The sequence below is a fragment of the Akkermansia massiliensis genome, assembly GCF_018847375.1.
In the GTDB taxonomy this organism is placed as follows: Bacteria; Verrucomicrobiota; Verrucomicrobiia; order Verrucomicrobiales; family Akkermansiaceae; genus Akkermansia; species Akkermansia massiliensis.
Window position 1 is genome coordinate 1,869,100 of record NZ_CP072036.1, and the last position, 22,719, is coordinate 1,891,818.

The window sequence follows — 22,719 nt, forward strand, 5'->3', positions numbered from 1 at the left end:
TTTTATGTCGAAACGCTTTTTTGTCTTATTGCTGGCCCTGGGCGCCGGGGCGTGGAACGCCCCCGCCATGGGGAAGGATGCGGAATCAGCCTCCCGGTCTCCGGCTCCCGCGGCCCGGGAAGGGGCGGAGTTCACCCGCCTGCCCGTGAGCTGGACGGTGAATCCCGGGGATGCCGCCAACGCGCGCGCCGCATGGAAGGCCCTGAGCGCCTATCACCAGGGGAAGCCCAAGTCTTCCAGAAAGCTGCACGTGGTTTACGTAACGTTCAAGGACAGGCCGGCTCTTGAAGGATACCGGGAACGGTATGACCATATCCTGAAGAATATCCAGGCTTATTATGCGGACCAGATGCAGGCCAACGGGTTCCCTCCGCTTACGTTCCAATTGGACCTGGACGAACGGGGGAAGCTGGTCATTTACGATGCCTATGTGGACAGGCCCATGAGCGAGATGAACGTGCAGAGCTCCGGTCCCGTCTCCCGGGAGGCGGCCAAGAAGGTGCTGGCGTCCAAGGGGATTGACATTGAAAAGGAACACGTGCTGATCGTGTGCCAGCTGCCGGACGGCGTAGGGCCTTATTACGGCGGCGGCTTCAGCCACCAGGGAACGGGCTGGACCTGCGACCAGGAGGGGCTGGATCCCGCCAGCTTCCTGGATACGGAGATGATGCAGGGTGGCCGCTTCAAAGTGACCAAGGGGAAGAACGCCACCATTTACATAGGCGGCACGGCTCATGAGCTGGGGCATTCCTTCGGCCTTCCGCACACGGGCAACGGATGGGACTACCCTAACGCGGGGGATTCCCTGATGGGCCACGGCAATTCCTCGTACGGCAATGAACTGCGCAACGAGGGGAAGGGGGCTTTCCTGGCGCCTACGGACGCCCTGAAACTGGCCAGCGTTCCCCTGTTCAACGGCGTGGAGACAGAGCTTCCTGCTGACGCCTCCTACGGGCGCATGATCGGCAAATACGTTCCGGGGTCCTTTGAACGGCTGGAGGCCATTCCCGTCAAGGACGGCCTGCGGCTGAAAGGCCGGGTGCGCCTGACGCGGCCCGCTTATGGAATCGTAGTCCACCTGGACCCTCCCGGCGGTTCGGATTATGATTCCAATGCCGTGGGAGCTTCCCTGAATGGAAAGGGAGAGTTTGACCTTACCATCTGCCGGCCCGGCTACAGGGGCGGCTTTATAGAAATGCGGGTGGCCGTGCTGAACTGCGACAGCACCCGCAGCATGATTACGCTGCCCGTGTGGATGGACGCCCAGGGGGCCAAGACTCCTTCGCTGGCCCAGACCGTTTACTTCGGCGATGTTCAGAACCTGTGGATACGCGGCCGCGCGGAGGAAGCCCGGAAGGCCCTCGCGGAGGTGGAGCGCAAGCATGGCTCCCGTCCGGAGGTGAAAGAATGGCTCCCCATCTGGAAGCGCGCCCTGGAGCGCCAGGACCCCTCCCTGGAGGCTACCCCGGCCCAGATTCCTGCGGAAACCGCCAGCGTCAGCCTGAATGACTGCAAGCCCTCCGTGGCTCAAGTGGGGTGGGCCGTTCCGTTGTGGGACGTTCTCTTTCCGACTGACCTGGGGCCTGTGCCTTTCTTCAGGACGATCGGGAAGCCGGAACGCTTCATCCTGGCGCATGCCCCGGCCGTCTTTTCCTATGACCTGGACGGACGCTGGAAGGAGTTCCGCGCGGATGTGGGGCTGCCCTTCGGTTCCCGCGGCAGCGTCAAATTCGGCGTGTACCTGGACGGCAAAAAGCTTGTGGAAACCCCCGTGCTCAAGGACGGCTCCTCCGTTCCGGTGAAGGCGGCGGTGGAGGGCGGCAGGAAGCTGGAAATCCGCGTGGACGACGCCGGAGACGGCAATGCCGCCGATTGGGGCATCATTGCCAACGGCATTCTGACCCGGTAAATTTCCGCTCCACTGGCGGAGAAATGTGACATTAGGCTTGTCTTTTGTCCTTTCTCATAGTGTTCTGTGGACTAGCCATGATTGGGATGAATGCAAAGCTATGGGGTGCCGCGGCGCTGATTGCCGGCGCTCCCCTGTTTGCAGAGACGCCCGCGGAACAGCCGCCGTCCTCCCCGTCCTCCGGTTCCGGGCAGGAAGAGCCCCAGGGGGAAATGGTGGGGAACCTGCTTTCCGGCACGCTCATGCCGCAGATTCCCTCCAATATCTCCATCACCAATGACGGGCCCATCAGGGTGGAGAAAGCCAGGAAGATCATTTTTGAAGGCCCGCGCGTGCACATGGTCACGGATACCGGGGTGGAGGTGTTTGCGGATTATGCGCAGGCGGATATGGACCGGAGCAGGGTTTTTCTGAAAGGGAACCTGTCCATTTACCAGAGCGACAGCAAGACGCGCACCAACAGCCTGATACGCGCCAGCAGCGCGGAGTTCGACTGGGAGAACGAAGTGCTCCTCACGGACGCCATCCGGGCGAAGATGGAAGGGCTGATCCTGCGCAGCGGGAAGTTTGAATCCCGGAAGGACGCCGCCGGCAAGACCTATCTGGAAGCCCGTAACGCCTCCGTTACGGCGGAGGACGTCAGCGAACCCCTCACCTGGATTTCAGCGGACAGGATACGCGTGTATCCGGAAGACAGGTTCTCCTTCAAGAACCTGACCCTGCATTACGGGGGCGTTCCCTTCTTTTACTTTCCCTATCTCAGCCATTCCCTGAATCCGGAGGTGGGCTATCTTCCCCTTCCCGGCATGCGGTCCATCTGGGGGCCTTACCTCCTGAATGAATACGGGTTCCTGCTGGGGGAAAAATGGTCGGACAACGGCATGCCTTCCGCCGACTATCTGGGCACCCTCCATGTGGATTACCGCACCAGGCGCGGCTTCGCCTACGGGCTGGACATCCGTGACGTGCTGCTGGAAAAGGACTGTCCGGACATGACGGGCCTGTCCTTTTACAAAACCCATGACAAGGGGGTGAAGATTAACGCCGGGGATGATGAATACCGCGAGCACTTGGACCCGGACCGGTGGCGGCTGGCGCTCCAGCAGATGTGGTCCCACCGGGTAAACGCCCGCACGGACTGGCGGCTGAAGGCCAACGTCAACATGCTGAGCGACGAGTACATGCTCCGCGACTTTTATCCGGAAATCTATCAGCGCAATTCTTCTCCGGATAATACGGTGCTTCTCTCCCGCACGGACGACACGAATGATTTTTCACTGCTGCAGCGTTTCGTTCCCAACAACTTCTACATGGCGGACCAGCGGACGGAGTTCAGCTATGAACGCATCAAGTCCCCCATTTTCCGTTCTCCCGTCATGTATGAAAGCCGCACCAGCTTCGCCTTCCTGAAGCAGTACGTCCCCCCTTTCATGCGGACGGAAATCCAGGATATGCTGGACGAGATGGAGCCCGGAACCACTTCCTATGATTACTGGGCCCGCATGCTGATGACGGACAGCTACAGCCGGTTCCATTCCTTCCATGAAATTTCCGCCTCCAAGAAAATCATGGGGTTCCTGAACCTGACGCCCAAACTGGGCGGGGGCTACACCGGGTATTACGGCGTGGAGGACTACAAGCCGCTCAACCAGGGGATTTTTTATGCCGGAACGGATGCGGACTTCAAATTTTCCCGCCGTTATTCCTCCGTGTACAGTGATTCCCTGGGCCTGAACGGCATGAACCACATCGTGCAGCCCCATTTTACGCTGGCGTACGTGAAGACCAACCGCCTGAGCGAGCTTTATCCCCAGATTGACGGAGACACCCCCACCACCAATCCGCCGTCCCTGAGCCTGGGCAGGTATACGGAGATTGACTCCCTCCCCACGGGGCTGGTATTCCGGTACGGCCTGCGCAACATGCTGATGACCAGCCGGGACGCCAATTCCCACCGCTGGTTTTCCTGGGATGTGTTCATGGATGCGTACCTGTATGACCCGATCAACCAGCGGGACTTCTCCAACCTCTTCTCCTTCATGCGCTGGAATCCTGTTCCGTGGATGGAATACCGGTCGGAAATGCAGGCCCCCATCCTGGGGAAGGACAAGATTTCCGGCTGCCATGAGTACAACAACTCACTGCGCTTCATGCCGTGGCGCTCCACGGAATTCGTGGTGGGGCACCGTTACCTGAACCAGCACTCCCTGCTGGAGGACAGCAGCCAGCTTGACCTGCGCGTTTTGCAGCGTTTTTCGGAAGCCTGGGCATTCAGCGGCAAGTGGCGCTTCTCCCTGCTGGACGGAAAGCTGGACATTCAGGAATACAACGTGTACCACAACATGGGTTCCTGGTATTTGGGCGTGGGAGCGTTCGTGCGCAAGAACGGGAATAAAAACGAATTCGGCCTGGGCATCAGCTTCACCATTCAGCAGACCGGGGACTACATGCCGGTCAAGTTCCTCTAATGTCCGGGGAAGGGCGCGGTTCTCTTGTAATGGGTGCGCCGGAAGCGTTTCTCCTTGTTACGGCATCCGTGTTTTTAGGGATGGAAGCTGCCCGGGCTGTGTGACGTTTTTCCGGGGAGGGGGGCTTTTTCTCCGGGGTTGCGTGATTTTGCAGGGGCCGGGAAACCGGGATTCCCTGGTTGGAGCGGAATGCGAGACAGGCCGTCCTCAAGGTGAGTGAAGCTGGAAGATGAACGAATCAGCTTTTGTTCATGGCCCCCCCGGACACGGTCCAAGGCCGCATTTTTACAATTCGTCCGTCCACGTTCATCTTCTTTTCAGGGAGGGCTGGGGCTTCCGGCGTACCGGGTAGGAAAAGTTTTTCCGCAAGAACCCGCTGCCGCGCTTGTGCCGGAACCTTGGCTTGCATTCCGGGGAGGAAACGGGGAAAATGCCATGACATGGGGCAAACCGCGGCGCATGCCATGGCGGCAACGCCGCCCGGCGCGCCGGCTACGCGGAAAGCTCCCGCATCAATCATTTTATACGAATATGAACGCTCAGGAATTGATCAAGACGCTGGAATGGCGCTATGCCACCAAGATATTCAACCCGGACCGCCAAATTCCGGCGGAGGATTGGGAGGCCCTTCTGGAATCCCTGCATTTGAGTCCTTCCTCCCTCGGTCTCCAGATGTGGAAATTCCTCGACGTGCAGGATCCGTCCGTGCGCTCACGGCTCCGGGAGGTTTCCTGGGGACAGCCCCAGGTTACGGACGCCTCCCATCTGGTAGTCTTCTGCGCCCGCAGGGACTTCAAGCCGGAGGATGTGCAGCGCTATCTGGAACGCATTGTGGAAGTGCGCGGCGTCACCATGGAATCCCTGGAGCAGTACCGCGCGCGCATTTTTGAACTGGTGGATTCCAAGTCTCCGGAAGTCCTGAAGGCATGGCTGGAACGCCAGGTGTACATCGCCCTCGGGTTCATGATGAGCTGCGCCGCTGACCTCCGGGTGGATACCTGCGCTCTGGAAGGAATGGACCCTGCGGCCTATGACCGCATTCTGAACCTGGAAGGCTCCCCGTACTATGCGCTTTGCGCCCTGGCCCTGGGCTACCGGGATGAAGAGGCGGACAAATACGCCCGTCTGGCAAAAGTGCGCTTTGACCGGGATGACGTCATTCCGGTCGTCTGACGGAATTTTCTTTAATCCCCCGCTTCAAGCAGTTGCCGCATGTCTTCCGGCAGCGGGGCTTCCGCGGTGAAAACTTCTTCATCAAACGGGAACTCCAGCCGGCAGGCATGCAGCGCATGGCGCGGCAGGATCAGCCGTTCTTCCAGCTCCCGGCTCCAGCCGTGCTGGATGTATTCCAGATAGCAGGCTTCGGAGGGGCCGTAAATCTTGTCTCCCAGAATAGGATGGCCGAGGTGCGTCAGATGCACGCGTATCTGGTGCATGCGTCCGGTTTCCGGAATGCACCGGACCAGGGCCAGCGGGCCGCGGGGCGTGTTCCACGTCCGTTCCGTCCGGAAAACGGTGGCGCATGCCTTCCCGGCGGGGTGAACGGCCTGCTTGACCCAGATGGGGCTTTCCGCGACGTCCCCCTGTCTCAGGATGGGGGCGGCGCAGGTTGTTTCCGCCCACTCCGGCCGGCCTTGCACGATTGCCAGGTATTCCTTGTGCATCCTGCGCCGCTGCATGGCCCTCCCCAGCTCGCGCGCCGCCGCCTTGTTCTTGGCGATCAGCGTCAGGCCGCTGGTTTCCCGATCCAGCCTGTTGACCAGGGAAAGGGCGGCTCCGTTGACTATTTCATAGCTCAGCAGGGCTTCCACGCCCTCCAGCAGGTTGGGCTCCTTCTTCCCGTTGGACGGGTGGACGATGAGGGGCGCGCCCTTGTCCACCACAATCCAGTCCCCGGACTCCGCCGCCACCTCAAAGTGCGGAAAGCAGGCAATAGGAGCGTCGGAAATGGGAATCCACATGGCGAACAGGAGGATTACAGCGCATCCGGACGGATGGGCATCCATTCCCCCGGCTCCAGGTTCAGGCTGTCCAGATGCAGGGAGCCGATGGAAATGCGGCACAGGGAGGCCACGGGAGCGCCCACGGCGGCCAGCATGCGGCGCACCTGGTGGTACTTCCCCTCCGTCAGCGTCAGCCGGGCGCGGCGCGGTTCCAGGATTTCCAGCACGGCGGGGGCGCAGGGGCGGTCCTCCCCGTTCAGCGTGAAAGTTCCGGAGGCGAACAGTTCCACGGCCTCCGCCGGAATGTCCTCTTCCGTGACGGCTTCGTAAACCTTGGCGACGTGATGCCTGGGGGACGTCATGCGGTGGATGAATTTCCCGTCGTCCGTAATGAGGAGCAGGCCGGATGTTTCCTTGTCCAGCCGTCCTACGGAAGAAACCGCGGGGTTCCTGTGCCGCCACTGGAAGGGCAGCAGGTCGTAAATCACGTCTCCCTCCCTGTCGTCATGGCTGCACGTATATCCCGCGGGCTTGTAAAGGGCGGCGTACAGGCCGTCCGGGAACTCCACCGGCTCCCCGTCCAGGAGGATGCCTTCCGCCTGCACCTTGTCCGTGGGGGCGGAGCAGGGTTCCCCCTTGAACGTGATGGAGTGGCGTTTGATCCAGCCCGGCGCTTCCCGCCTGGAACAGTACCCGTAGCGGGATAAAAGAGCATCCAGTCTCATACGGCGTATTTTTTCCTAACGGGAACAAAAAACAAGGTTGAAGTATGCCTCCCCGGCTGATAGCATTAAACTATTACATGCGGAGCCTCCCCGTTTGGAGCGCTGCCGTTGTTCACCATTTACGCTTATATAGTTCCATGATTGAAACGATTACAGAAGAACAGTTGACCCCCCAGCAGGCCGAATTTTGGGTGCGCGCCCGCCAGGCGGTGGACATGAACAATTATCCCTATGCCGTCAGCCTGCTCAAGGCCCTGGTGAAGCAGCTTCCCGGCTTTCTGGAAGGCCGCAGGGCGCTGCGCGCCTGTGAAATCAAGCTGAACCCGGAAGCCAAGAAAGGCGGCCTGTTCAGCGGCATGAAAATCAGCACCAGCAAGCTCACCTCCTCCAAGAAGGATGCGGCCACCCAGCTTTCCGCGCTGGAAGACGAACTGGAAAATGATCCTTACAGCATTCCGGTCAACGAGGCCCTGTACACGGCCGCCATGGACGTGGGCTTCCCGGACCTGGCCGCCTTTGCGCTGGAAACCGTCCGCCAGGGCCATCCCGGCAACAAGAAGATGCTCCACATGCTGGCCTCCCATTACGTTTCACGGGACATGCCCGCCCAGGCTGCTGAGGTGTACCATGACCTCGTGAAGCTGGACCCCACGGACAGCGTGGCCGTGAAGAGTGAAAAAGACTGCATGGCCCGCGCCACGATGCAGCAGCAGAAGTGGGAGGAAGCCAAGAGCTTCCGGGACGTGATGAAGAACTCCGCGGAAACGAACTCCCTGGACAAGAGCGACAAGAAGGGCCTCACCCGTGCGGAGCTGGAAGAACGCCTTGGGCTCCTTTCCGCCCGTTATGCCCAGAACCAGCAGGACCTGGCCGCCGTGCGCGACATCGCCGGCGTCTATGAACAGATGGAGGACTGGGCGAATGCCTATTCCTTCTACAACTACGCGTTCAGCCTCAGCAACAATGATATTTCCCTGGAAAACAAGGCCTCTGAAATGAACGAGCGCTACCGCAAGGCCCAGGTGGAGGAAATCCGCCGCCGCGCCGCCGCGGAGCCGGACAACAAGGAACTTCAGGAACAGCTCGCCCAGTTCAGCAAGGAAGCGGCGGAACAGCAGGTGGCCGTGTGCCGCCAGCGCGTGGAAAACAACCCCACGGACCCGCAGACGCGCTTTGAACTGGGGCAGGCCCTCTTCGACTGCGGCAACTACACGGAAGCCATTCCGGAGCTCCAGCGCGCCCGCAACAACCCCCATATCCGCATCCGCGCCATGCTGTTGCTCGGCAAGTGCTATGACGCCAAAAACATGCATGATATGGCCCTGCGCCAGTTGGAGGAAGCCAACAAGGAACTGATTGAAATGAATGACACCAAGAAGGAAATCCTTTACATGATCGGCCTGCTTTATGAAAAGCTGGGCAAGAAGGAGGAATCCCTGGCGGCGTTCCAGCAGATTTACGACGCCGAATACGGCTACCGCGACGTAGCCAAGCGCGTGGAATCCTCCTACAGCAATTAAGGTTCCGATCCATTCCGCGCCCGCGACGGGGCGCCATTCTCAAAGCCTTTGCCGGAGACGGCAAAGGCTTTGTTGCTGGATGGACGGCCTTCCTGCGGATGGGCTGCCCCGGGCCGGAAGCGGCCGCGGCGGTCTCCTTCCCGGTATGGCCGCTGTGAGGCTCTTTTCCCGGGATGCTTCCGTCAAACGTATTACTTCATTCTGCCAGATTCCGCAAAAGCAACGGTAGCGGGGAGGAGAGGAGTACACGCGCTCCTGTAATTTTCCTTGCCCGCCTCTGCAAGAACTGGAAAAATGGCCGGATGGAGAAGCTGATGCAGGCATTGCTTATTATTGACGTTCAAAATGATTATTTTCCCGGCGGCCGGTTTGAACTGGCGGGCGCCGTTGAAGCGCTTGAACGGACCAGGGCCGTACTGGACCGGTTCCGGGAAAAGGGGCTTCCCGTTATCTTTGTCCAGCACATCAACACCCGTCCGGACGCTTCGTTTTTCCTCCCGGATACCGTCGGCGCGGAAATCCATCCGGACATTGCTCCCGCGGGGGATGAGCCGGTTGTCGTGAAACATGCTCCAAACAGCTTTTTCCGGACGAATCTTCTGGAGCTCTTGCAAGCCAGGGAAGTGAATGAACTGGTTGTCTGCGGAATGATGACCCATATGTGCATTGATACCACCGTGCGCGCGGCGAAGGATTACGGCATTCCCGTCACGCTCCTGTATGACGCCTGCGCTGCCAGGGATTTGAAGATCATGGAGCATTCCATCCCGGCCCAGGCAGTACAGGATGCGTATATGGCAGGCTTGAATGGAATGTTTGCGGAAATCAAGCTGGCGGAGCAACTGGAACTTTAGGGTCCCTAGCCGCAGAACGTGCCTCCGGAAAGCAGGGCAAAATGCCTGTAGGGAGGGGCGCCCCCTGTTCCCCCTCTGTGCGGCCCGGCCCGTTTTTTTTGCAAAACACGCGGCTTGCGGGAAATCCTGTAAAATATATCCACAGTTAGTCAACATGAACCTGGATAACGGAAATGGAACAATGCCGGGCGTTGCCCGCATCGGGCGAATCGAGCATGCCTCGCAGGGACGCCGGGGGAGGGATTTCCGGTGATTCTGCTGATTGGCGGCGGCACGCATACCGGAAAAACGCTTGCGGCGCAGCGGGCGCTTGAAAAATATTCCTATCCCTATTTATCCATTGACCATTTAAAGATGGGGTTGATACGCAGCGGAATATGTCCCCTTGCACCTGAAAGCCCAGATGAAGAGCTCACCCCCTTCCTTTGGAGCGTTATCAGGGAAATTGTAAAAACCGCCATGGAAAACGGGCAGAATCTGGTGGTGGAAGGGTGCTACATCCCCTTTGACTGGAAGAAGGATTTTACACCGGCCTGCCGGGAGCAGATCCGGTATGTTTGCCTGATTTTTTCAGAGAATTATATTCAAAGGCATTACCATGACATCATGGACCATGCAAACGCGATTGAGCAGCGCATGGATGAGGCGTCCTGCACACGGGAGAGCCTGCTGCGTGAAAACAGGGACAACCTTGAGAAATGCAGGCAGCATGGGTGTGACTATCTGTTGATTGAGGAGTCCTACAACGTGGATATCGTGTTGTAAAAACGGAGGTCTCGTGTGAGGCCTTTCCGGAGAGAGGCGGCGCTATGCCTGCCTGCGGCTTTCCATAGCGTCAGGCATTGCTCGGGATGGACATTTCACCCGGGCGGAGAAGTTTTCCGGCAGCGGCTTCCCGGTTTTACAACATGGCCGGAAGGCGGCTTTGCGGGAACGGAATGCTGCGCTTCCACCGTTCCCATGCGGCGGCAGAGGGAGTGAATTCCTGACGTTTTCATTTTACCCTTGATCCTTGAAAGGGAAATGCTAGCGTGAATTACTGTAACAACTGCCCTGATGAAAATCTTTTTCGCAATCCCCGTTTTTTGCCTGTTTGCGGGCGTTTCCGTGCCGGGTGACGAGGCGCCGGCGGAAAAGGCGGTTTCCGTCATTCTTCTGTCGGCTACAAGTAAAATCCCTTGGGAGCCCGGAATAAAAAAACCGGAAAGAACGTTCCAGGTCGTGCTGGGTTTTTCCAATCCCGGTCCCGGCAAAATCATAGGGAGCAGAAAGGAGGGCATCCGCCTGGAGATACGTGATTCCACCGGTGGCGGGAACGTTCCTTCCGATTATGTTGATTTCCTGCATGCCCGCGATCCCGAATTCAGGATGGAAACGGAAGATTGGGTTCCCGCTCCGGATGCCCGCTGGGTGAGTGTAAAGGGGAATATGCTGCTGGTGACAGCGGAGAAGGAGGTGACGTCCGAGGGCTGTCTTTTTTCCATGGACAAGGAAAAGGAAGAACGCCATGTTGTTCTGAAAGGCGGGAGCCTGATGGATGACGGCCGGCAGGGAGACGCGCAGGCTACTCTGAAAATAACAAGGTCGCTCAATAAGGATTCCGGAAAAATAAACCTGAACGTGGAGCTGGTTTCGTCACGCATGCTGGGTATTTGCGGAGTGACGCTCATGAAACCGGACGGTACTCCCGTGATGGGGAAAAATTGGAGCTGGGGCTATTCTTCCGGTTCCGGCGGTTCCCTCTCCTGGGAATGGGATTACAGGCTGGAACCGGAAGAAAAGGGGGAGATACAGGTCTTGGTGAATTACATGACTGAGCTGAAACGGATTGACGTGCCTGTCGACCTGAAATTCGGTCTGTCCGGAATGGTCCGGGAAACTTCACGGCAGCGGAAACCATGAAGGCGATACATTGTTTATGGTGCGGCATCGTCTTCTGCCTGCCGGGCTGGCAGCCGTGCCGGGGAGCGGAAGAGGGGAAAATGGAGGAAAAAGTGGGAATCGTCTTTAGGGAAGCGGGGTTGAAGCGGGACACGGGGAATGACGGCGGGGAAGGGGTACTGCAATGGAAGTGCAGCGCCGTTCTTTTCATCCGCGAACCCTGGGGGTTTGGAGAGAGTAGCGTGGTGGAAAACCAGTCTTTGGGAAGGTGGGCAGCGGATGGCAGGGAGCTGGCCCCTGTGGAATTTCAAACGGCATGGCTGAATGAAAATAGTAGAAAAGGAGTGAGTTTCACGGTAATTGAAGGCACTGCGGCCAATCTGCCCCCTGCCGGCTGTGCCTGGATCCGGCTGAAGGGATGCCTGAGGGTCCCGGTGGCGCGCACGCTGGAAAGCCCTGTTTACGAACTGCCTTTAAGGCAGGGCGCCGCCGCCTTCATTCCGCTTCCTGGCATTGAGGAAGAGAACGGCGGGAATGTGAACGATGTGGTGGAACCGGGCGAGCTGCCGGTGGGGAACCTGTATGTGAAAAAATGCGAGCGGGTGACGGAAGATGGAAAAAAACAGCTCATGCTCAGCATTTGTCTGGACGCGAATAACGCGTTCCGTCCGGAAAAATTCCAGCTTCTTGACGAGAATGGGAAAGTGCTGGAGTACCAGTCCCTTGACAATTCGGAGATTGATGATGAGTCAACAACCTGGACGGCCGATTTTACGTTTTCCCCTCCGGAAAAAATGAATGCAGACAAATGCAGGGTCCGGCTGGTTTATAAAACTGCCCTGAAGTATGTTTCCGTTCCTGTAGATGCCAGGTTCGGCATAGGCGGGGAAATACGGGAGGAGGCGGAAAAGCGGGGAGGAAAGAAAGCAGGCTAGCGTTTTGCCGGAACCGGCGCTTCTTCCTTGGCGGCGGTCTCTTTTCATCTTGTGCCGTTCTGCGAACGTGTTATGCTGAAAAAGTACCCTTACCCCCTGCCTATGCTTCACTATTGCCTGCCCTGGCTGGCCGCGTTCTGCTGCGCGGCTGTTTCCGGCCCCGCTGCCGGAAAGGAAAGCCCTGAAGAACCTGCCGTAACCGTTTCCCTGGATGGTTGGAGAACGAACCTCCAGGAGGCCGGGCCGTTTTCAAAAGCCAGCCGGTCGTTTTCCATGGATTTGAAGGTCAGGGAAACGTCTTCTTCATGGAAGGTGGCTTATGGCGGGGAGTCCGGTTCCGAGCTGGCCCTGACGGATTCCGAAGGAAGTTCTCCTGCCAAAACGAATTGCCATTACAGTGATTCCCGTTCCTACCAGCAGAGCAACATAGCCGGAACAATTTTTTTAAGTACGCCGTCCTGGCTGCCTTCGGAAAAAGCCAGGTGGGTGGAAGTCAAAGGGGAGGTTCCCTTGGTGATATATAGCAGCCCCGCCGTTTCAGAGAGCGTGACGCTCAAGATGACGGTCAAGGATTTCTCCGTTCCTCTGGTGCTCAAGAACGCCGGACTGGACGGCGGGGACGTGAAGGTCAAACTGAAAGGCCATTATGATGAGGGCGGAGACGACACGAAGGGGTATATGCTGAGGGTGGAAGTCCATTCTTCCACTCCGCTTGGCTTTCTGGATTTTGAACTGCATTCCCCGGATGGCGCTCCACTGGTGACGGAAAATTACGGTTCCAGCTCCGGACGCTCCCTGAAGAGTTATGACTGGGGCCGGTACTTCCGGATGCAGGGGAAGAAGCAGGAGGAACTGAAGGTGGCCGTTCAATATGCGGAGGGATTAAGGAAAATCATGGTGCCCGTCCGTATCCAGTGCGGCCTGTCCGGCGCCGTGGAACAACAGGATACCCCGAACAAGGAGAACTAGGATGAACAGGCAGAGCATTATTGTTGCCCGGTTTTTTGCTGTGCGCCGCTGCGGCTTTGGGAGCGGCGGCGTGGGGCGGCGGCAAGCCGGAGGAAAAAAATCCGGTGAAGGTCGTTTTTGTTTCCGTCGGCATGGAAAAAAACAGCATGTGGATTAACGGAGCGCCCCAGGAATCCCCTCTGCAGCTGAAGTTCGGAGTAAATTTCAGCGTCAAGTCCCCCTTGGGCTTTGGATCGCGATACGATGACGGTATCCAGTATCTGGAGGCGACCGATTCCACCGGCAGGAAGCTGGCCCCGGCAGAGTTTAGGATGGGCAGCATGTACCCGCGGAGTGAAGGCGGAATAGTACAGGCAACCGTCAATGGAGTTGCCGGAGAACTGCCTTCTCCGGACGCTTCCTGGGTACGGCTGAAAGGGGTGTTCCGCGTTCCCGTCTCCCGTTCCGTGGAGAGCCCTGTTTACGAATTTCCCCTGGCAGAAGAGGCGGAAGAGCATGTGCCGCTGCCGGGAGCCAATGACCGGGAGGAAGCGGGCGGCGGAGACATCGTCCTGTCTGAAAGCGTGCCTACAGGCAGGCTTTTCCTGAAAGAGTGCAGTACGTTTGAAAGGAACGGAAAAAAGATGAGGAAAATGATTCTGGGGCTGGGGGTGGAAAGCTCCTTCGACCTGGACCGTTTTGAAATTCTCAATGAGAAGGACGAAGTTCTGGAAACCGAATCCCGTGGCGGGGGGAGCAGCATGAACTCCTCCTACCGTGAATGGACAAGGCGCCTGCAGTTTGAAGAGCCGGAGAATATGCAAAAACTCAGGTTCCGGATGATTTACAAGGTTCCTGTGGAGCCGGTCTCCGTCCCCGTGGACGTCAAGCTGGGCATGAGGGGGGAGATCAGGGAGAAGAAGAAGTAAGGCGGTCTTCGCTGCCTCCTGCTTCGGCGGCAGGAGGGCGCGGGGCAGGTCTCCGGCGGAGAAGTTTCCGGGGCTGGCCGCGTCAGAGCACCTTGGAGAAGAATTCCTTCAGCCTGGGGTTGGCGGGGTGGTCGATCACCTGGGCGGGAGGCCCTTCTTCCACAATTTTTCCCTTGTCCATGAACAGGACGCGGGAGGCCACCTCCCGCGCAAACCCTATTTCATGGGTGACCACCACCATGGTCAGCCCACCCTGCGCCAGGTCCTTCATCAGGGAGAGCACTTCCCCCACCATTTCCGGATCCAGGGCGGATGTGGGTTCGTCAAACAGGATCACGTCCGGATTCATGACCAGGGCGCGCACGATGGCGATGCGCTGCTTCTGTCCCCCGGAAAGCTGGAGGGGATAGGAGTTCCTCTTGTCGTACAGCCCGATGCGCCGGAGCAGGGTTTCCGCCTGGGCCACGGCCTCCTTCCTGGTGGAGCGTCCCGTTTTGACCGGGGCGATCGTGATGTTTTCCAGGATGGTCAGGTGCGGGAAAAGGTTGAAGTGCTGGAAGACCATGCCTACGTGCCGGCGGAACTGGTTGACGTCCGTGCGGGGGGAGGTGACCAGCTCCCCCTTGAAGAGGATTTCCCCGGAGGTGGGTTCCTCCAGCAGGTTCAGGCAGCGCAGGAAGGTGCTTTTCCCGGAGCCGGACGGCCCTACGATGAAGACCACTTCCCCCCGGTCAATCTGCGTGGTGACGTCATTGACCGCAGGCACGGAGTTGAATTCCTTCACCAGGCGGCTGATCTGGAACATGGGGGTGTTTCCGGGCTGTTCATTCATTGTTTTTCAGTCTCCTTTCCAGTTTGCCGAGCAGCCAGCTGAACAGCATGACCACGGAGAGGTAAATCAGGGCTACGGCCGTCAGGGGCATGAAGGCGGTGTAAGTCTGGCTCCGGATGATGTCGCCGCCCTTGGTCAGGTCCTGAAGGGCAATGTAGCCGGAGACGCTGGTCTCCTTCAGCAGCACGATGAATTCGTTCCCCAGCGCGGGCAGCACGTTTTTAAAGGCCTGGGGCAGGATGATGAAAATCATGGTCTGGGCGTATCCCAGGCCCAGGCTGCGGCCGGCTTCAAACTGCCCCTTGTCAATGGCCATGATGCCGCCGCGGATGATTTCCGCCACGTAGGCGCCGGAGTTGAAGCCGAAGGCCACCACGGCCACCAGCACCTTGCTGACGTCCACGGTACCGAAGATCACAAAGTAGATAATGAGCAGTTGCACGACCACGGGCGTGCCGCGGATCACCGTCAGGTACAGTTTGCAGAGGGCGTTCAGGAAGCGGAAATTGCCCGTCTTGTCATGCGTGGCGCGGATGACGGCTACCACAAAGCCCATCAGGATGCCCAGCAGGACGGAGAAAAAGGAGACCTCCACCGTGACCAGGAAGCCGTTGGCCAGGTATTTCCAGCGGCCTTCCTGCATGAAGTTGACGTCAAAGGAGTCCTTCAGGTCCAGCCACATGTTTTCCAGCCAGTTCCCCCCGGCGGCGTGTTTTCCGGCTCCCGCGGCGGACTTGACCTGCATGGCCGCGTACGCGGTCCTTATTTCCTCCAGCCTGCCGGAGGCTTTCAGGTCCGCAATGGCGCTGTTGATGTCCTGGAGAAGTTCCGGATTTCCCTTGCGGACGGCAATGGCATAGGATTCTGAGGTGAGGGGTTCCGGCAGGATTTCCAGCCGGTCATTGCCTGCCACGTACATTCTGGCCGGGTCCTGATCAATTACGGCCACGTCCACCTTGCCCGCCGCCACGGCGGCTACGGCCAGCGCCCCGTTGGGGAAGCGTTCCGGCTGCTGGATGTTCCGGGTGACGTAGGTGTCTCCCGTGGCTCCGTGCTGCACGCCGATTCTCCTGCCGCGGATGTCTTCCCGGCCCCGGATGGGGGAGCCTTTGGGGACGATGATGACCTGCGCGGCTTCCACGTAGGGGATGGAGAAGTCCACCTTTCCCCTGCGTTCCGGAGTGACCGTGATGCCGGAGGCGGCCACGTCCGCCTTTCCGGAGACCACCGCCGTAATCACGGAGTCAAAGCTCATGTCTTCAATGACCAGCTCCCTGCCGGTGCGCCGGGCCACCTCCCGCATGATTTCCGGGTCAATGCCCATGATGGCGTTCCCCTCCCGGAATTCGTAGGGCGGGAAGGTCGCTTCCGTCACCATCAGGATTCTGCCGTTTTCCGCCGCTCCCGCGCCGCAGCATAAGAGGAGCCAGCCCGTCAGCAGGACTCCGAGGTTTTTCAGGAAGGAAATGGAGGGCATGGAAGGTAGGAAAAAAACGGTGGAGGCTGAACCGCTGGGATATATGATTTACCCGCCCGGAACGCAATAAAAAACTGTTTCTTCCCGGCTCCGGCTTTTTCCGGCCCTGCGGCGGCTGTGCCGGGGAGCGTGGGGACGTTCCCACGGTGCGGGAATGGATTCAGCGGACCAGCCGCAGAAGGATCCGGCGCAGCCTGTAGGCGATTTTTTTCAGGAAGGTATGGCGGCTGAGTTCCGCGTAGGCCGCCGCGGCGTCATTCCGGCGCATGGCGGAAAGGAAGGCGTCGTCACGGGCGGGATAGGCTTCCAGCGCGTGGCGCCAGATGGAGCTGGCGTTCAATTTTTCAAGCGCCTGCGGCATGCCGTCCGCCTTCAGTTTTCCGGAGACGGCCAGGGTTGCCAGAAAGCTGCGCACGTTGTTCAGGAAGGCCCCCAGTTCGCTTTTTTTCCAGTCTTCCCGGTCCGTCAGGGTCAGCTTGAGGGAATGAAGGCGGAGCATGTCGTCAAAGAGGGAGAGGGACAGGTTCCCGGTCACCCCTCCGAATTTATAGATATACACCTCCTTTGCCAGCACGGCGATTCGTTCCGCCCTGGGGAATACCTGAAGGTTGAACAGCTGGTCTTCCGCGTACCTGAGCCCGCTGGGGGAGGGACGGCTGGACAAAAGGAATTCCCTTCTGTAAAGCTTGATGCACATTTTCCCGTAGGTGTAGAACAGGCCGTGCCTGTCCATGCCGAAGAAGCCGGAATGGTAGGAGGACAGGAATTCCTCCCTTTCCACCACCCGGCTGTGCGGGATATGCCCGTCCTTCCTGCGGAAGAGGCCGAAGCGGTCCAGATGGCGGACGTAGTCTCCGATGACGACGTCCGCCCGTTCCCGGACGGCCATTTGAGCCATGGCTTCCACGCTGTCCGGAAAAATGGCGTCGTCCCCGTCCACGAACATCACATACTCTCCCGCGGCCATGTCCATGCCGGCGTAGCGCGCGGCGTCCACCCCCGCGTTCTCCCGGGTGATGACCCGGATGTTCTGATGCCGCGCCGCATAGGCGTTCAGGATGTGCGCCGTGCGGTCCGTGGAACCGTCATTGACCAGGATGATTTCCAGCGGTGACCAGGTCTGGCGCAGCAGGCTGTCCAGGCAGGAGGAAACGCACGTTTCCAGGTTGTACACGGGAACGATAATGCTGACGAGGGGAGCCTCCGGAATGGTTTGAACAGGGTGGTGCATGGGTGCGGTCGTAAAGGCTCCGCCGCCATGAACAGGATGCCTGCCGGAACGGAAGCAGGGGACATGGCCCGGACCGGAGGAAACGATAGGGCATCCGGGCGCGTCAAACAATGCCGAAAAGCTGTTTTCTACATTATCGTATAGTTAGAGTCATTTGCTATTTTCTTCATATTCAATATATAATGATAAAGGGAAAGAAAAATCGTTTTTTGAGGGCCAAATATTAAACCGGATTACCAGTCCGCTGTCAATCGAAGATTCTGACAATATAAACTTTAAGGAGTTTCTGGATTTTTATCCCAACGGAAAAGCCGTTTTTCCTCCCCTGCCTAAGAGGCTGAATTTGCCAGCTTTTCCGGGCCTGTATTTTCAAACGGACTGGTAATCCGCTAATGTCCGGCCGCGCCCGTTTTTGCCTTGGCATGTGTTTCGATTTTATTCCCATTTCCTCATACACTGCATTGTTTAACTGGACCATTCTTTTTTTAATCCTTGGTGCGGTTTATCAGGCGGGAACGGGAGGAATCTTTTCCGCTTCCACCGCCAGGCTGGACAGTCTGGCCGGCTTTTTATTCGTCGTCGCCCTGATCATGTACATGGGCGCGCGTCCCGTCAGCGCGGAGTTTGGAGATACCATCAATTACGCCGCGGAATTCCAGACGCTTCAGCAGGAGGAGGCGGGCAACTGGAAAGCCCAGTTGACGGGCATGAAGGGAGAATGGCTGTTTGCCGTCATTCTGCATGCGTGGGTGCAGCACGGCAATGTGCACGATTATTTCCTGACCTGTTCCGCGGTATACGTGGGAGCGCTGGCCCTGGCCAGCTACAGGATTTTCGGAGCCCGGTGGTTCATTCCCTTCCTGATTACGTGCGCCATGTTCACCTTCTGGGTATATGGGGTCAACGGCGTCCGCAACGGCATGGCCGCCTCCGTGATGATTCTGGGCCTCACCTTCCGCAGCAACCTTAAAATGCTGCTCCTTTGCACCGTGCTCGCCGTCAGCCTGCACAAGTCCATGATGCTGCTGGCCGCGGCGGGAGCCTGCGCCTGGTTTATCACGGATACGCGGTATTACGTGGCGGCGTGGGTGGGGAGCATCCTGGCCGTTATTCTGGCCGGTCCCGCCATCGGGGAGATGATCGCCTCCTCCGGCTTTTTCGATGATCCGCGCCTGACCCTTTACATCAACCAGGCGGATGAATTGAAGGCTTCCTCCGCATTGTTCAGCAGCGTGGGTTTCCGCTGGGATTTCCTGATTTACAGCGCGCTCCCCATTGTGACGGGCTGTTACTTCCTGTTCCGGGAGGAATACCGGGACGTGATGTATACGTGGCTGCTGAACATCTACATTGCGGCCAATGCGTTCTGGATTCTCTGCATGTACGCGGCGTTCAGCAACAGGTTCGCCCAGCTTTCCTGGTTCCTGATGGGCTTTGTCTTCATCTATCCCTTTTTCAAGCAGAGGTTCTGGGCGGACCAGGAAAAGAAACTGGCCTGCTTTATCCCGGTGGTTTACGCCTTCACCTTTTACATGAATATTTACAACGCATGAAAAGGAAGCTTATCCGGGTTGCGGCGTCCCCTATCTCGCTGGACCTGCTGCTCAAGGGCCAGTTGAATTACCTGAACGGGTTTTTTGACGTTCTTGCCGTGGCTTCCCCCGGAGCGGCGCATGCGCGCATCCGCCGCCGCGAAGGCGTGGAAACCGTGGAGCTGGAGATGGAACGGGCCATTTCCCTGTGGAAGGATTTGAAAAGCCTGTGGCGCCTGTTCCTGCTGTTCCGCAGGGAACGCCCGTGGGGAGTGCATTCCGTGACCCCCAAGGCCGGACTGCTGAGCATGGCGGCGGCGGCTCTTGCCCGCGTTCCGGTCCGCGTCCATACCTTCACCGGCCTGATTTTTCCCTACCGGAAGGGGGCCTTCAAGTTCCTGCTCAAGCAGATGGACCGCCTGACCTGCCTGTTTGCCACCCACGTTATTCCGGAGGGGGAGGGCGTCCGGCAGCTCTTGATGGCGGAGAAGGTGACGGGCAAGCCCCTGGAAATCCTGGCCCACGGGAACGTCAACGGCGTTGATCCTGATTATTTCCGCCGTTCCGGCTGCCGGGAGGAAGTGAGGGAGCGTCTGGAACTGCCGGAAGATGCCGTGCTGTTTGTTTTTGTGGGGCGCATTACGGAAGACAAGGGCATCCGTGAGCTGCTTGCCGCGTTTTCCGCCCTGCGCGCAGAGGCCGGGCGTACTCCCGTTTTTCTGGCTCTGGTGGGATGGACGGAGGATTACGCTGGAGACAAGCTGGACGTGCCCGGCGTGTTCCGCCCCGGTTTTCAGGAGGATATCCGGCCCTGGCTGGAAGCCGCGGACGCGTTCGTGCTGCCCAGCTACCGGGAGGGATTTCCCAATTCGCTGCTGCAGGCGGGTGCCATGGAACTGCCCTCCATTGCCACGGATATATGCGGGTGCAATGAGATTGTGAAAGACGGCGTGAACGGCCTGCTGGTTCCGGCACGGGATGAAGAGGCTCTCCGGCAGGCCATGGCGGCCATGCGGGACGACCCGGAACGGCGCGGGAGGATGGGCGCGGAAGCGGCGGAACAGGTGAAAAGCCGTTTCAGCTGCCGGATGGTGTGGGAAGCATTGCTCCATTTTTACGGGAGGGCGTCGGCATGATTTACGGTAATTGCATCAAGAGGGTGCTGGATTTTTCCGCCGCCCTGATTGTGCTGGCGGTGCTGCTGGTTCCGTTCCTGGCGCTGGCGGCGCTTCTGGCCGCCGCCAACCGCGGAACGCCGTTTTTCCGCCAGACGCGGCCCGGCCGCCACGGCAAGTTGTTCCGCATCGTCAAATTCAAGACGATGACGGATGAAAAGGATGACCGGGGAGAACTGCTGCCGGACGAACGACGGCTGACGCGCGCGGGGAGGCTGGTGCGCTCCCTGTCCCTGGATGAACTGCCCCAGCTGTTCAATGTGCTGGCGGGGCAGATGAGCTTTATCGGTCCGCGCCCGCTGCTGCCGGAATACCTGCCCCTGTACAGTGCGGAGCAGGCGCGCCGCCATGACGTGAGGCCCGGCATTACGGGCTGGGCCCAGGTCAACGGGCGCAACTCCATCGGCTGGGACCGCAAATTTGAACTGGACGTCTGGTATGTGGACCATCTGAGCTTGTTGCTGGATGCGCGCATCATTCTGTTAACGCTGGCGAAGGTGGTCCAGCGCCAGGGCATCAGCGCTGAGGGAAGCGCCACCATGGAAAAATTCACGGGTTCCGGAAAATGAAGAAGAATATAGCAATCATCGGCGCCGGGGGATTCGGCAGGGAAACGGCCTGCTGCCTCCGCGCAATCAACGGGAAGTCCCCCTCCTGGAATTTGATAGGTTTCTTTGATGACGGGGTGGCCGCCGGAACGGAAAATGAGTACGGCCGCGTGCTGGGCACGGTGGAAGACCTGAATGCCTGGAAGGAGCCTCTTTCCGTCGTGATCGCGATTGCTTCGCCACGGGCTTTGGAACGCATTTCCGGCCTGTTGGATAATCCCCTGCTGGATTTTCCCAATATCATCGCCCCTGATGTGAAGTTTTATGACCGCGGCCGGGTGGCCATGGGGAAGGGGAATGTCATCAGCTTCGGCCACATCTTCAGCTGCCATGTGGACATGGGAGATTTCAACCTGTTCAGCTGCGGTTCCCTGATCGGCCATGACGTGACGCTGGGAAACTGGAACGTCGTGGCCAACGGCTGCAAGGTGTCCGGAGGCGTGACGCTGGGTAATGCCAATTTCCTGGGGGCCGCGTCCGTGGTGCTCCCGTGCCGCACGGTGAAGGAAAACGTCGTCCTGGGCGCCAATTCCACCCTGGTCCGGGATGCGCTGGTGGGAGGCACTTATGCGGGCTGTCCCGCCGTGCTGAAAAAGAAGCCGTCCCCTGCGCCGGAGAAGAAATCCACCGTCTGGCTGTCCCTCGCCTGCACGGGGGAGGCAGAGGAAAGGTTCGTGCATGAAGCCTTTGAATCAAAGTGGGTGACGACGGTGGGGCCGAACGTGGACGCTTTTGAACGGGAACTGGAGGAATACCTGGGGGAAACGCATGTGGTGGCCCTGGCGTCCGGCACTTCCGCCCTTCATCTGGGGCTGGTGATGGTGGGAGTGGGGCCGGGGGATGAAGTCCTCTGCCAGTCCATGACCTTTGCCGCTTCCGCCAATCCCATCATTTACCAGGGGGCTTCCCCGGTGTTTGTGGACAGTGAGGAAAAGACGTGGAACATGTCTCCGGAGATGCTGGAGGAAGCCATCCGGGACCGCATCAGGCAGACGGGCCGCACCCCCAAAGCCATCATTCCGGTGGACCTCTACGGCATGCCCGCCAGCATGGGGGAGATCATGGAGATTGCCGGGAAATACGGCATTCCCGTGCTGGAAGACGCCGCGGAAGCGCTGGGTTCCGAATACCGGGGGCGGAAGTGCGGGGTGTTCGGCACGTACGGGGCCTTTTCCTTTAACGGAAACAAGATCATCACCACCTCCGGCGGGGGCGCCCTGTGCTGTCCGGATGAGGAATCCCGGAACAGGGTCAAGTTTTACGCCACCCAGGCCAGGGACCAGGCGCCGCATTATGAACACACGCGCATAGGCTACAATTACCGCCTCAGCAACGTGTGCGCGGGCATAGGCCGCGGGCAGATGCTTTCCCTCCCCTCCTTCCTGGAAAAAAGGCGCGGCATCCATGAAGAATACCGCCGCCGGCTTTCCGGCGTGCCGGGGCTGTCCCTGCTGGAAAATCCGGATTCCCGCTACCATTCCAACCACTGGCTGACCTGCGTTCAGGTCAATCCGGAGGAGGCCCGGTTTGACCGGGAAACGCTGCGGCTGGCGCTCCAGAAGGCCGGGGTGGAAAGCCGCCCTCTCTGGAAGCCCATGCATTTGCAGCCCGTGTTCCGCTCCTGCCCGTTTTATGGCTCCGGCGTATCGGACCGCCTGTTTGAACAGGGCCTGTGCCTGCCTTCGGGCGCTTCCCTGGCCGGGGAGGACGTGGACCGCATCATTGACGTCTTGTTGAATCTTTAATGTTCGC

19 protein-coding genes and 1 pseudogene are annotated in these 22,719 nt (G+C 59.0%); 15 read left to right on the forward strand and 5 right to left on the reverse strand.

Annotation, left to right across the window (positions count from 1 at the left end; translation table 11 throughout):
* Positions 1-4: 4 nt before the first annotated feature.
* The 3 genes from J5W70_RS07790 to J5W70_RS07800 all read left to right on the forward strand — a co-directional run bounded on the left by J5W70_RS07790 (position 5) and on the right by J5W70_RS07800 (position 5,550).
* The gene (locus J5W70_RS07790) at positions 5-1,909 is read left to right on the forward strand and encodes an NPCBM/NEW2 domain-containing protein (RefSeq protein ID WP_215832699.1); all 1,905 of its coding nucleotides are present in this window, start codon (positions 5-7) and stop codon (positions 1,907-1,909) included.
* Positions 1,910-1,986: 77 nt separating this feature from the next.
* On the forward strand, positions 1,987-4,377 hold the full coding sequence (locus J5W70_RS07795) for an LPS-assembly protein LptD (RefSeq protein ID WP_022396206.1): 2,391 nt from the start codon (positions 1,987-1,989) through the stop codon (positions 4,375-4,377).
* 531 nt (positions 4,378-4,908) lie between these two features.
* Positions 4,909-5,550, forward strand: coding sequence for an NAD(P)H-dependent oxidoreductase (locus tag J5W70_RS07800; protein WP_022396205.1), 642 nt, complete (start codon positions 4,909-4,911; stop codon positions 5,548-5,550).
* An 11-nt stretch (positions 5,551-5,561) separates the two neighbouring features.
* On the opposite strand, the gene J5W70_RS07805 is transcribed toward J5W70_RS07800, so the two are convergent.
* On the reverse strand, positions 5,562-6,338 hold the full coding sequence (locus J5W70_RS07805; protein ID WP_022396204.1) for an RluA family pseudouridine synthase: 777 nt from the start codon (positions 6,336-6,338) through the stop codon (positions 5,562-5,564).
* A gap of 14 nt (positions 6,339-6,352) precedes the next feature.
* Positions 6,353-7,045, reverse strand: coding sequence for a pseudouridine synthase (locus J5W70_RS07810; protein ID WP_022396203.1), 693 nt, complete (start codon positions 7,043-7,045; stop codon positions 6,353-6,355).
* Positions 7,046-7,182: 137 nt separating this feature from the next.
* Here J5W70_RS07810 and J5W70_RS07815 point away from each other — a divergent pair, with 137 nt between their 5' ends.
* The 7 genes from J5W70_RS07815 (at position 7,183) to J5W70_RS07845 (ending at position 14,112) form a co-directional block, all read left to right on the forward strand.
* Complete coding sequence (locus tag J5W70_RS07815; RefSeq protein ID WP_022396202.1) at positions 7,183-8,565, forward strand: tetratricopeptide repeat protein; 1,383 nt, start codon at positions 7,183-7,185, stop codon at positions 8,563-8,565.
* 302 nt (positions 8,566-8,867) lie between these two features.
* Positions 8,868-9,419 carry a cysteine hydrolase family protein gene (locus J5W70_RS07820; RefSeq protein WP_022396201.1) on the forward strand — a complete coding sequence of 184 codons (552 nt, stop codon included), beginning with the start codon at positions 8,868-8,870 and terminating at the stop codon, positions 9,417-9,419.
* A 249-nt stretch (positions 9,420-9,668) separates the two neighbouring features.
* Positions 9,669-10,184: a P-loop NTPase family protein gene (locus tag J5W70_RS07825; RefSeq protein ID WP_022396200.1), complete on the forward strand. Its 516-nt coding sequence runs from the start codon at positions 9,669-9,671 to the stop codon at positions 10,182-10,184.
* A 291-nt stretch (positions 10,185-10,475) separates the two neighbouring features.
* Entirely contained in the window at positions 10,476-11,321 is an 846-nt protein-coding gene (locus tag J5W70_RS07830; protein WP_022396199.1) for a hypothetical protein, read from the forward strand.
* On the forward strand, positions 11,318-12,235 hold the full coding sequence (locus J5W70_RS07835; protein WP_022396198.1) for a hypothetical protein: 918 nt from the start codon (positions 11,318-11,320) through the stop codon (positions 12,233-12,235). Before J5W70_RS07830 ends, J5W70_RS07835 begins: the two co-directional genes overlap by 4 nt.
* Positions 12,236-12,337: 102 nt before the next feature.
* Positions 12,338-13,204, forward strand: coding sequence for a hypothetical protein (locus J5W70_RS07840; protein WP_102722366.1), 867 nt, complete (start codon positions 12,338-12,340; stop codon positions 13,202-13,204).
* Positions 13,205-13,227: 23 nt separating this feature from the next.
* Entirely contained in the window at positions 13,228-14,112 is an 885-nt protein-coding gene (locus J5W70_RS07845) for a hypothetical protein (RefSeq protein ID WP_215841903.1), read from the forward strand.
* Positions 14,113-14,194: 82 nt separating this feature from the next.
* Here the strand turns inward: J5W70_RS07845 and J5W70_RS07850 are convergent, their stop codons facing one another.
* From J5W70_RS07850 to J5W70_RS07860, 3 genes are all read right to left on the reverse strand, one after another.
* Positions 14,195-14,944, reverse strand: coding sequence for an amino acid ABC transporter ATP-binding protein (locus J5W70_RS07850; protein WP_022396195.1), 750 nt, complete (start codon positions 14,942-14,944; stop codon positions 14,195-14,197).
* On the reverse strand, positions 14,937-16,421 hold the full coding sequence (locus J5W70_RS13015; RefSeq protein WP_022396194.1) for an ABC transporter substrate-binding protein/permease: 1,485 nt from the start codon (positions 16,419-16,421) through the stop codon (positions 14,937-14,939). Before J5W70_RS13015 ends, J5W70_RS07850 begins: the two co-directional genes overlap by 8 nt.
* Before the next feature lie 160 nt (positions 16,422-16,581).
* Complete coding sequence (locus tag J5W70_RS07860) at positions 16,582-17,652, reverse strand: glycosyltransferase family 2 protein (RefSeq protein ID WP_022396193.1); 1,071 nt, start codon at positions 17,650-17,652, stop codon at positions 16,582-16,584.
* A gap of 461 nt (positions 17,653-18,113) precedes the next feature.
* On the opposite strand from J5W70_RS07860, the gene J5W70_RS07865 reads away from it, so the two are divergent.
* From J5W70_RS07865 to J5W70_RS12975, 5 genes and pseudogenes are all read left to right on the forward strand, one after another.
* Positions 18,114-19,205: an EpsG family protein gene (locus J5W70_RS07865; protein WP_215832702.1), complete on the forward strand. Its 1,092-nt coding sequence runs from the start codon at positions 18,114-18,116 to the stop codon at positions 19,203-19,205.
* The gene (locus J5W70_RS07870) at positions 19,202-20,320 is read left to right on the forward strand and encodes a glycosyltransferase family 4 protein (RefSeq protein WP_022396191.1); all 1,119 of its coding nucleotides are present in this window, start codon (positions 19,202-19,204) and stop codon (positions 20,318-20,320) included. Before J5W70_RS07865 ends, J5W70_RS07870 begins: the two co-directional genes overlap by 4 nt.
* Positions 20,320-20,928, forward strand: a complete 609-nt coding sequence (locus J5W70_RS07875; protein ID WP_102731695.1) for a sugar transferase — start codon at positions 20,320-20,322, stop codon at positions 20,926-20,928. The genes J5W70_RS07870 and J5W70_RS07875 overlap by 1 nt, the downstream gene beginning before the upstream one ends.
* Positions 20,925-21,155: pseudogene (locus tag J5W70_RS12970) on the forward strand (PglD-related sugar-binding protein); the annotation flags it as partial. The gene J5W70_RS07875 and the pseudogene J5W70_RS12970, both read left to right, overlap by 4 nt.
* A gap of 399 nt (positions 21,156-21,554) precedes the next feature.
* The gene (locus tag J5W70_RS12975; RefSeq protein ID WP_343123149.1) at positions 21,555-22,712 is read left to right on the forward strand and encodes a DegT/DnrJ/EryC1/StrS family aminotransferase; all 1,158 of its coding nucleotides are present in this window, start codon (positions 21,555-21,557) and stop codon (positions 22,710-22,712) included.
* Positions 22,713-22,719: the final 7 nt, after the last annotated feature.

Coding starts and splice junctions, on each gene's coding strand:
- J5W70_RS07790 (WP_215832699.1), top strand. CDS start 5: ATGTCGAAACGCTTTTTTGTCTTATTGCTGGCCCTGGGCGCCGGGGCG.
- J5W70_RS07795 (WP_022396206.1), top strand. CDS start 1,987: ATGATTGGGATGAATGCAAAGCTATGGGGTGCCGCGGCGCTGATTGCC.
- J5W70_RS07800 (WP_022396205.1), top strand. CDS start 4,909: ATGAACGCTCAGGAATTGATCAAGACGCTGGAATGGCGCTATGCCACC.
- J5W70_RS07805 (WP_022396204.1), bottom strand. CDS start 6,338: ATGTGGATTCCCATTTCCGACGCTCCTATTGCCTGCTTTCCGCACTTT.
- J5W70_RS07810 (WP_022396203.1), bottom strand. CDS start 7,045: ATGAGACTGGATGCTCTTTTATCCCGCTACGGGTACTGTTCCAGGCGG.
- J5W70_RS07815 (WP_022396202.1), top strand. CDS start 7,183: ATGATTGAAACGATTACAGAAGAACAGTTGACCCCCCAGCAGGCCGAA.
- J5W70_RS07820 (WP_022396201.1), top strand. CDS start 8,868: ATGGAGAAGCTGATGCAGGCATTGCTTATTATTGACGTTCAAAATGAT.
- J5W70_RS07830 (WP_022396199.1), top strand. CDS start 10,476: ATGAAAATCTTTTTCGCAATCCCCGTTTTTTGCCTGTTTGCGGGCGTT.
- J5W70_RS07835 (WP_022396198.1), top strand. CDS start 11,318: ATGAAGGCGATACATTGTTTATGGTGCGGCATCGTCTTCTGCCTGCCG.
- J5W70_RS07840 (WP_102722366.1), top strand. CDS start 12,338: ATGCTTCACTATTGCCTGCCCTGGCTGGCCGCGTTCTGCTGCGCGGCT.
- J5W70_RS07850 (WP_022396195.1), bottom strand. CDS start 14,944: ATGAATGAACAGCCCGGAAACACCCCCATGTTCCAGATCAGCCGCCTG.
- J5W70_RS13015 (WP_022396194.1), bottom strand. CDS start 16,421: ATGCCCTCCATTTCCTTCCTGAAAAACCTCGGAGTCCTGCTGACGGGC.
- J5W70_RS07860 (WP_022396193.1), bottom strand. CDS start 17,652: ATGCACCACCCTGTTCAAACCATTCCGGAGGCTCCCCTCGTCAGCATT.
- J5W70_RS07870 (WP_022396191.1), top strand. CDS start 19,202: ATGAAAAGGAAGCTTATCCGGGTTGCGGCGTCCCCTATCTCGCTGGAC.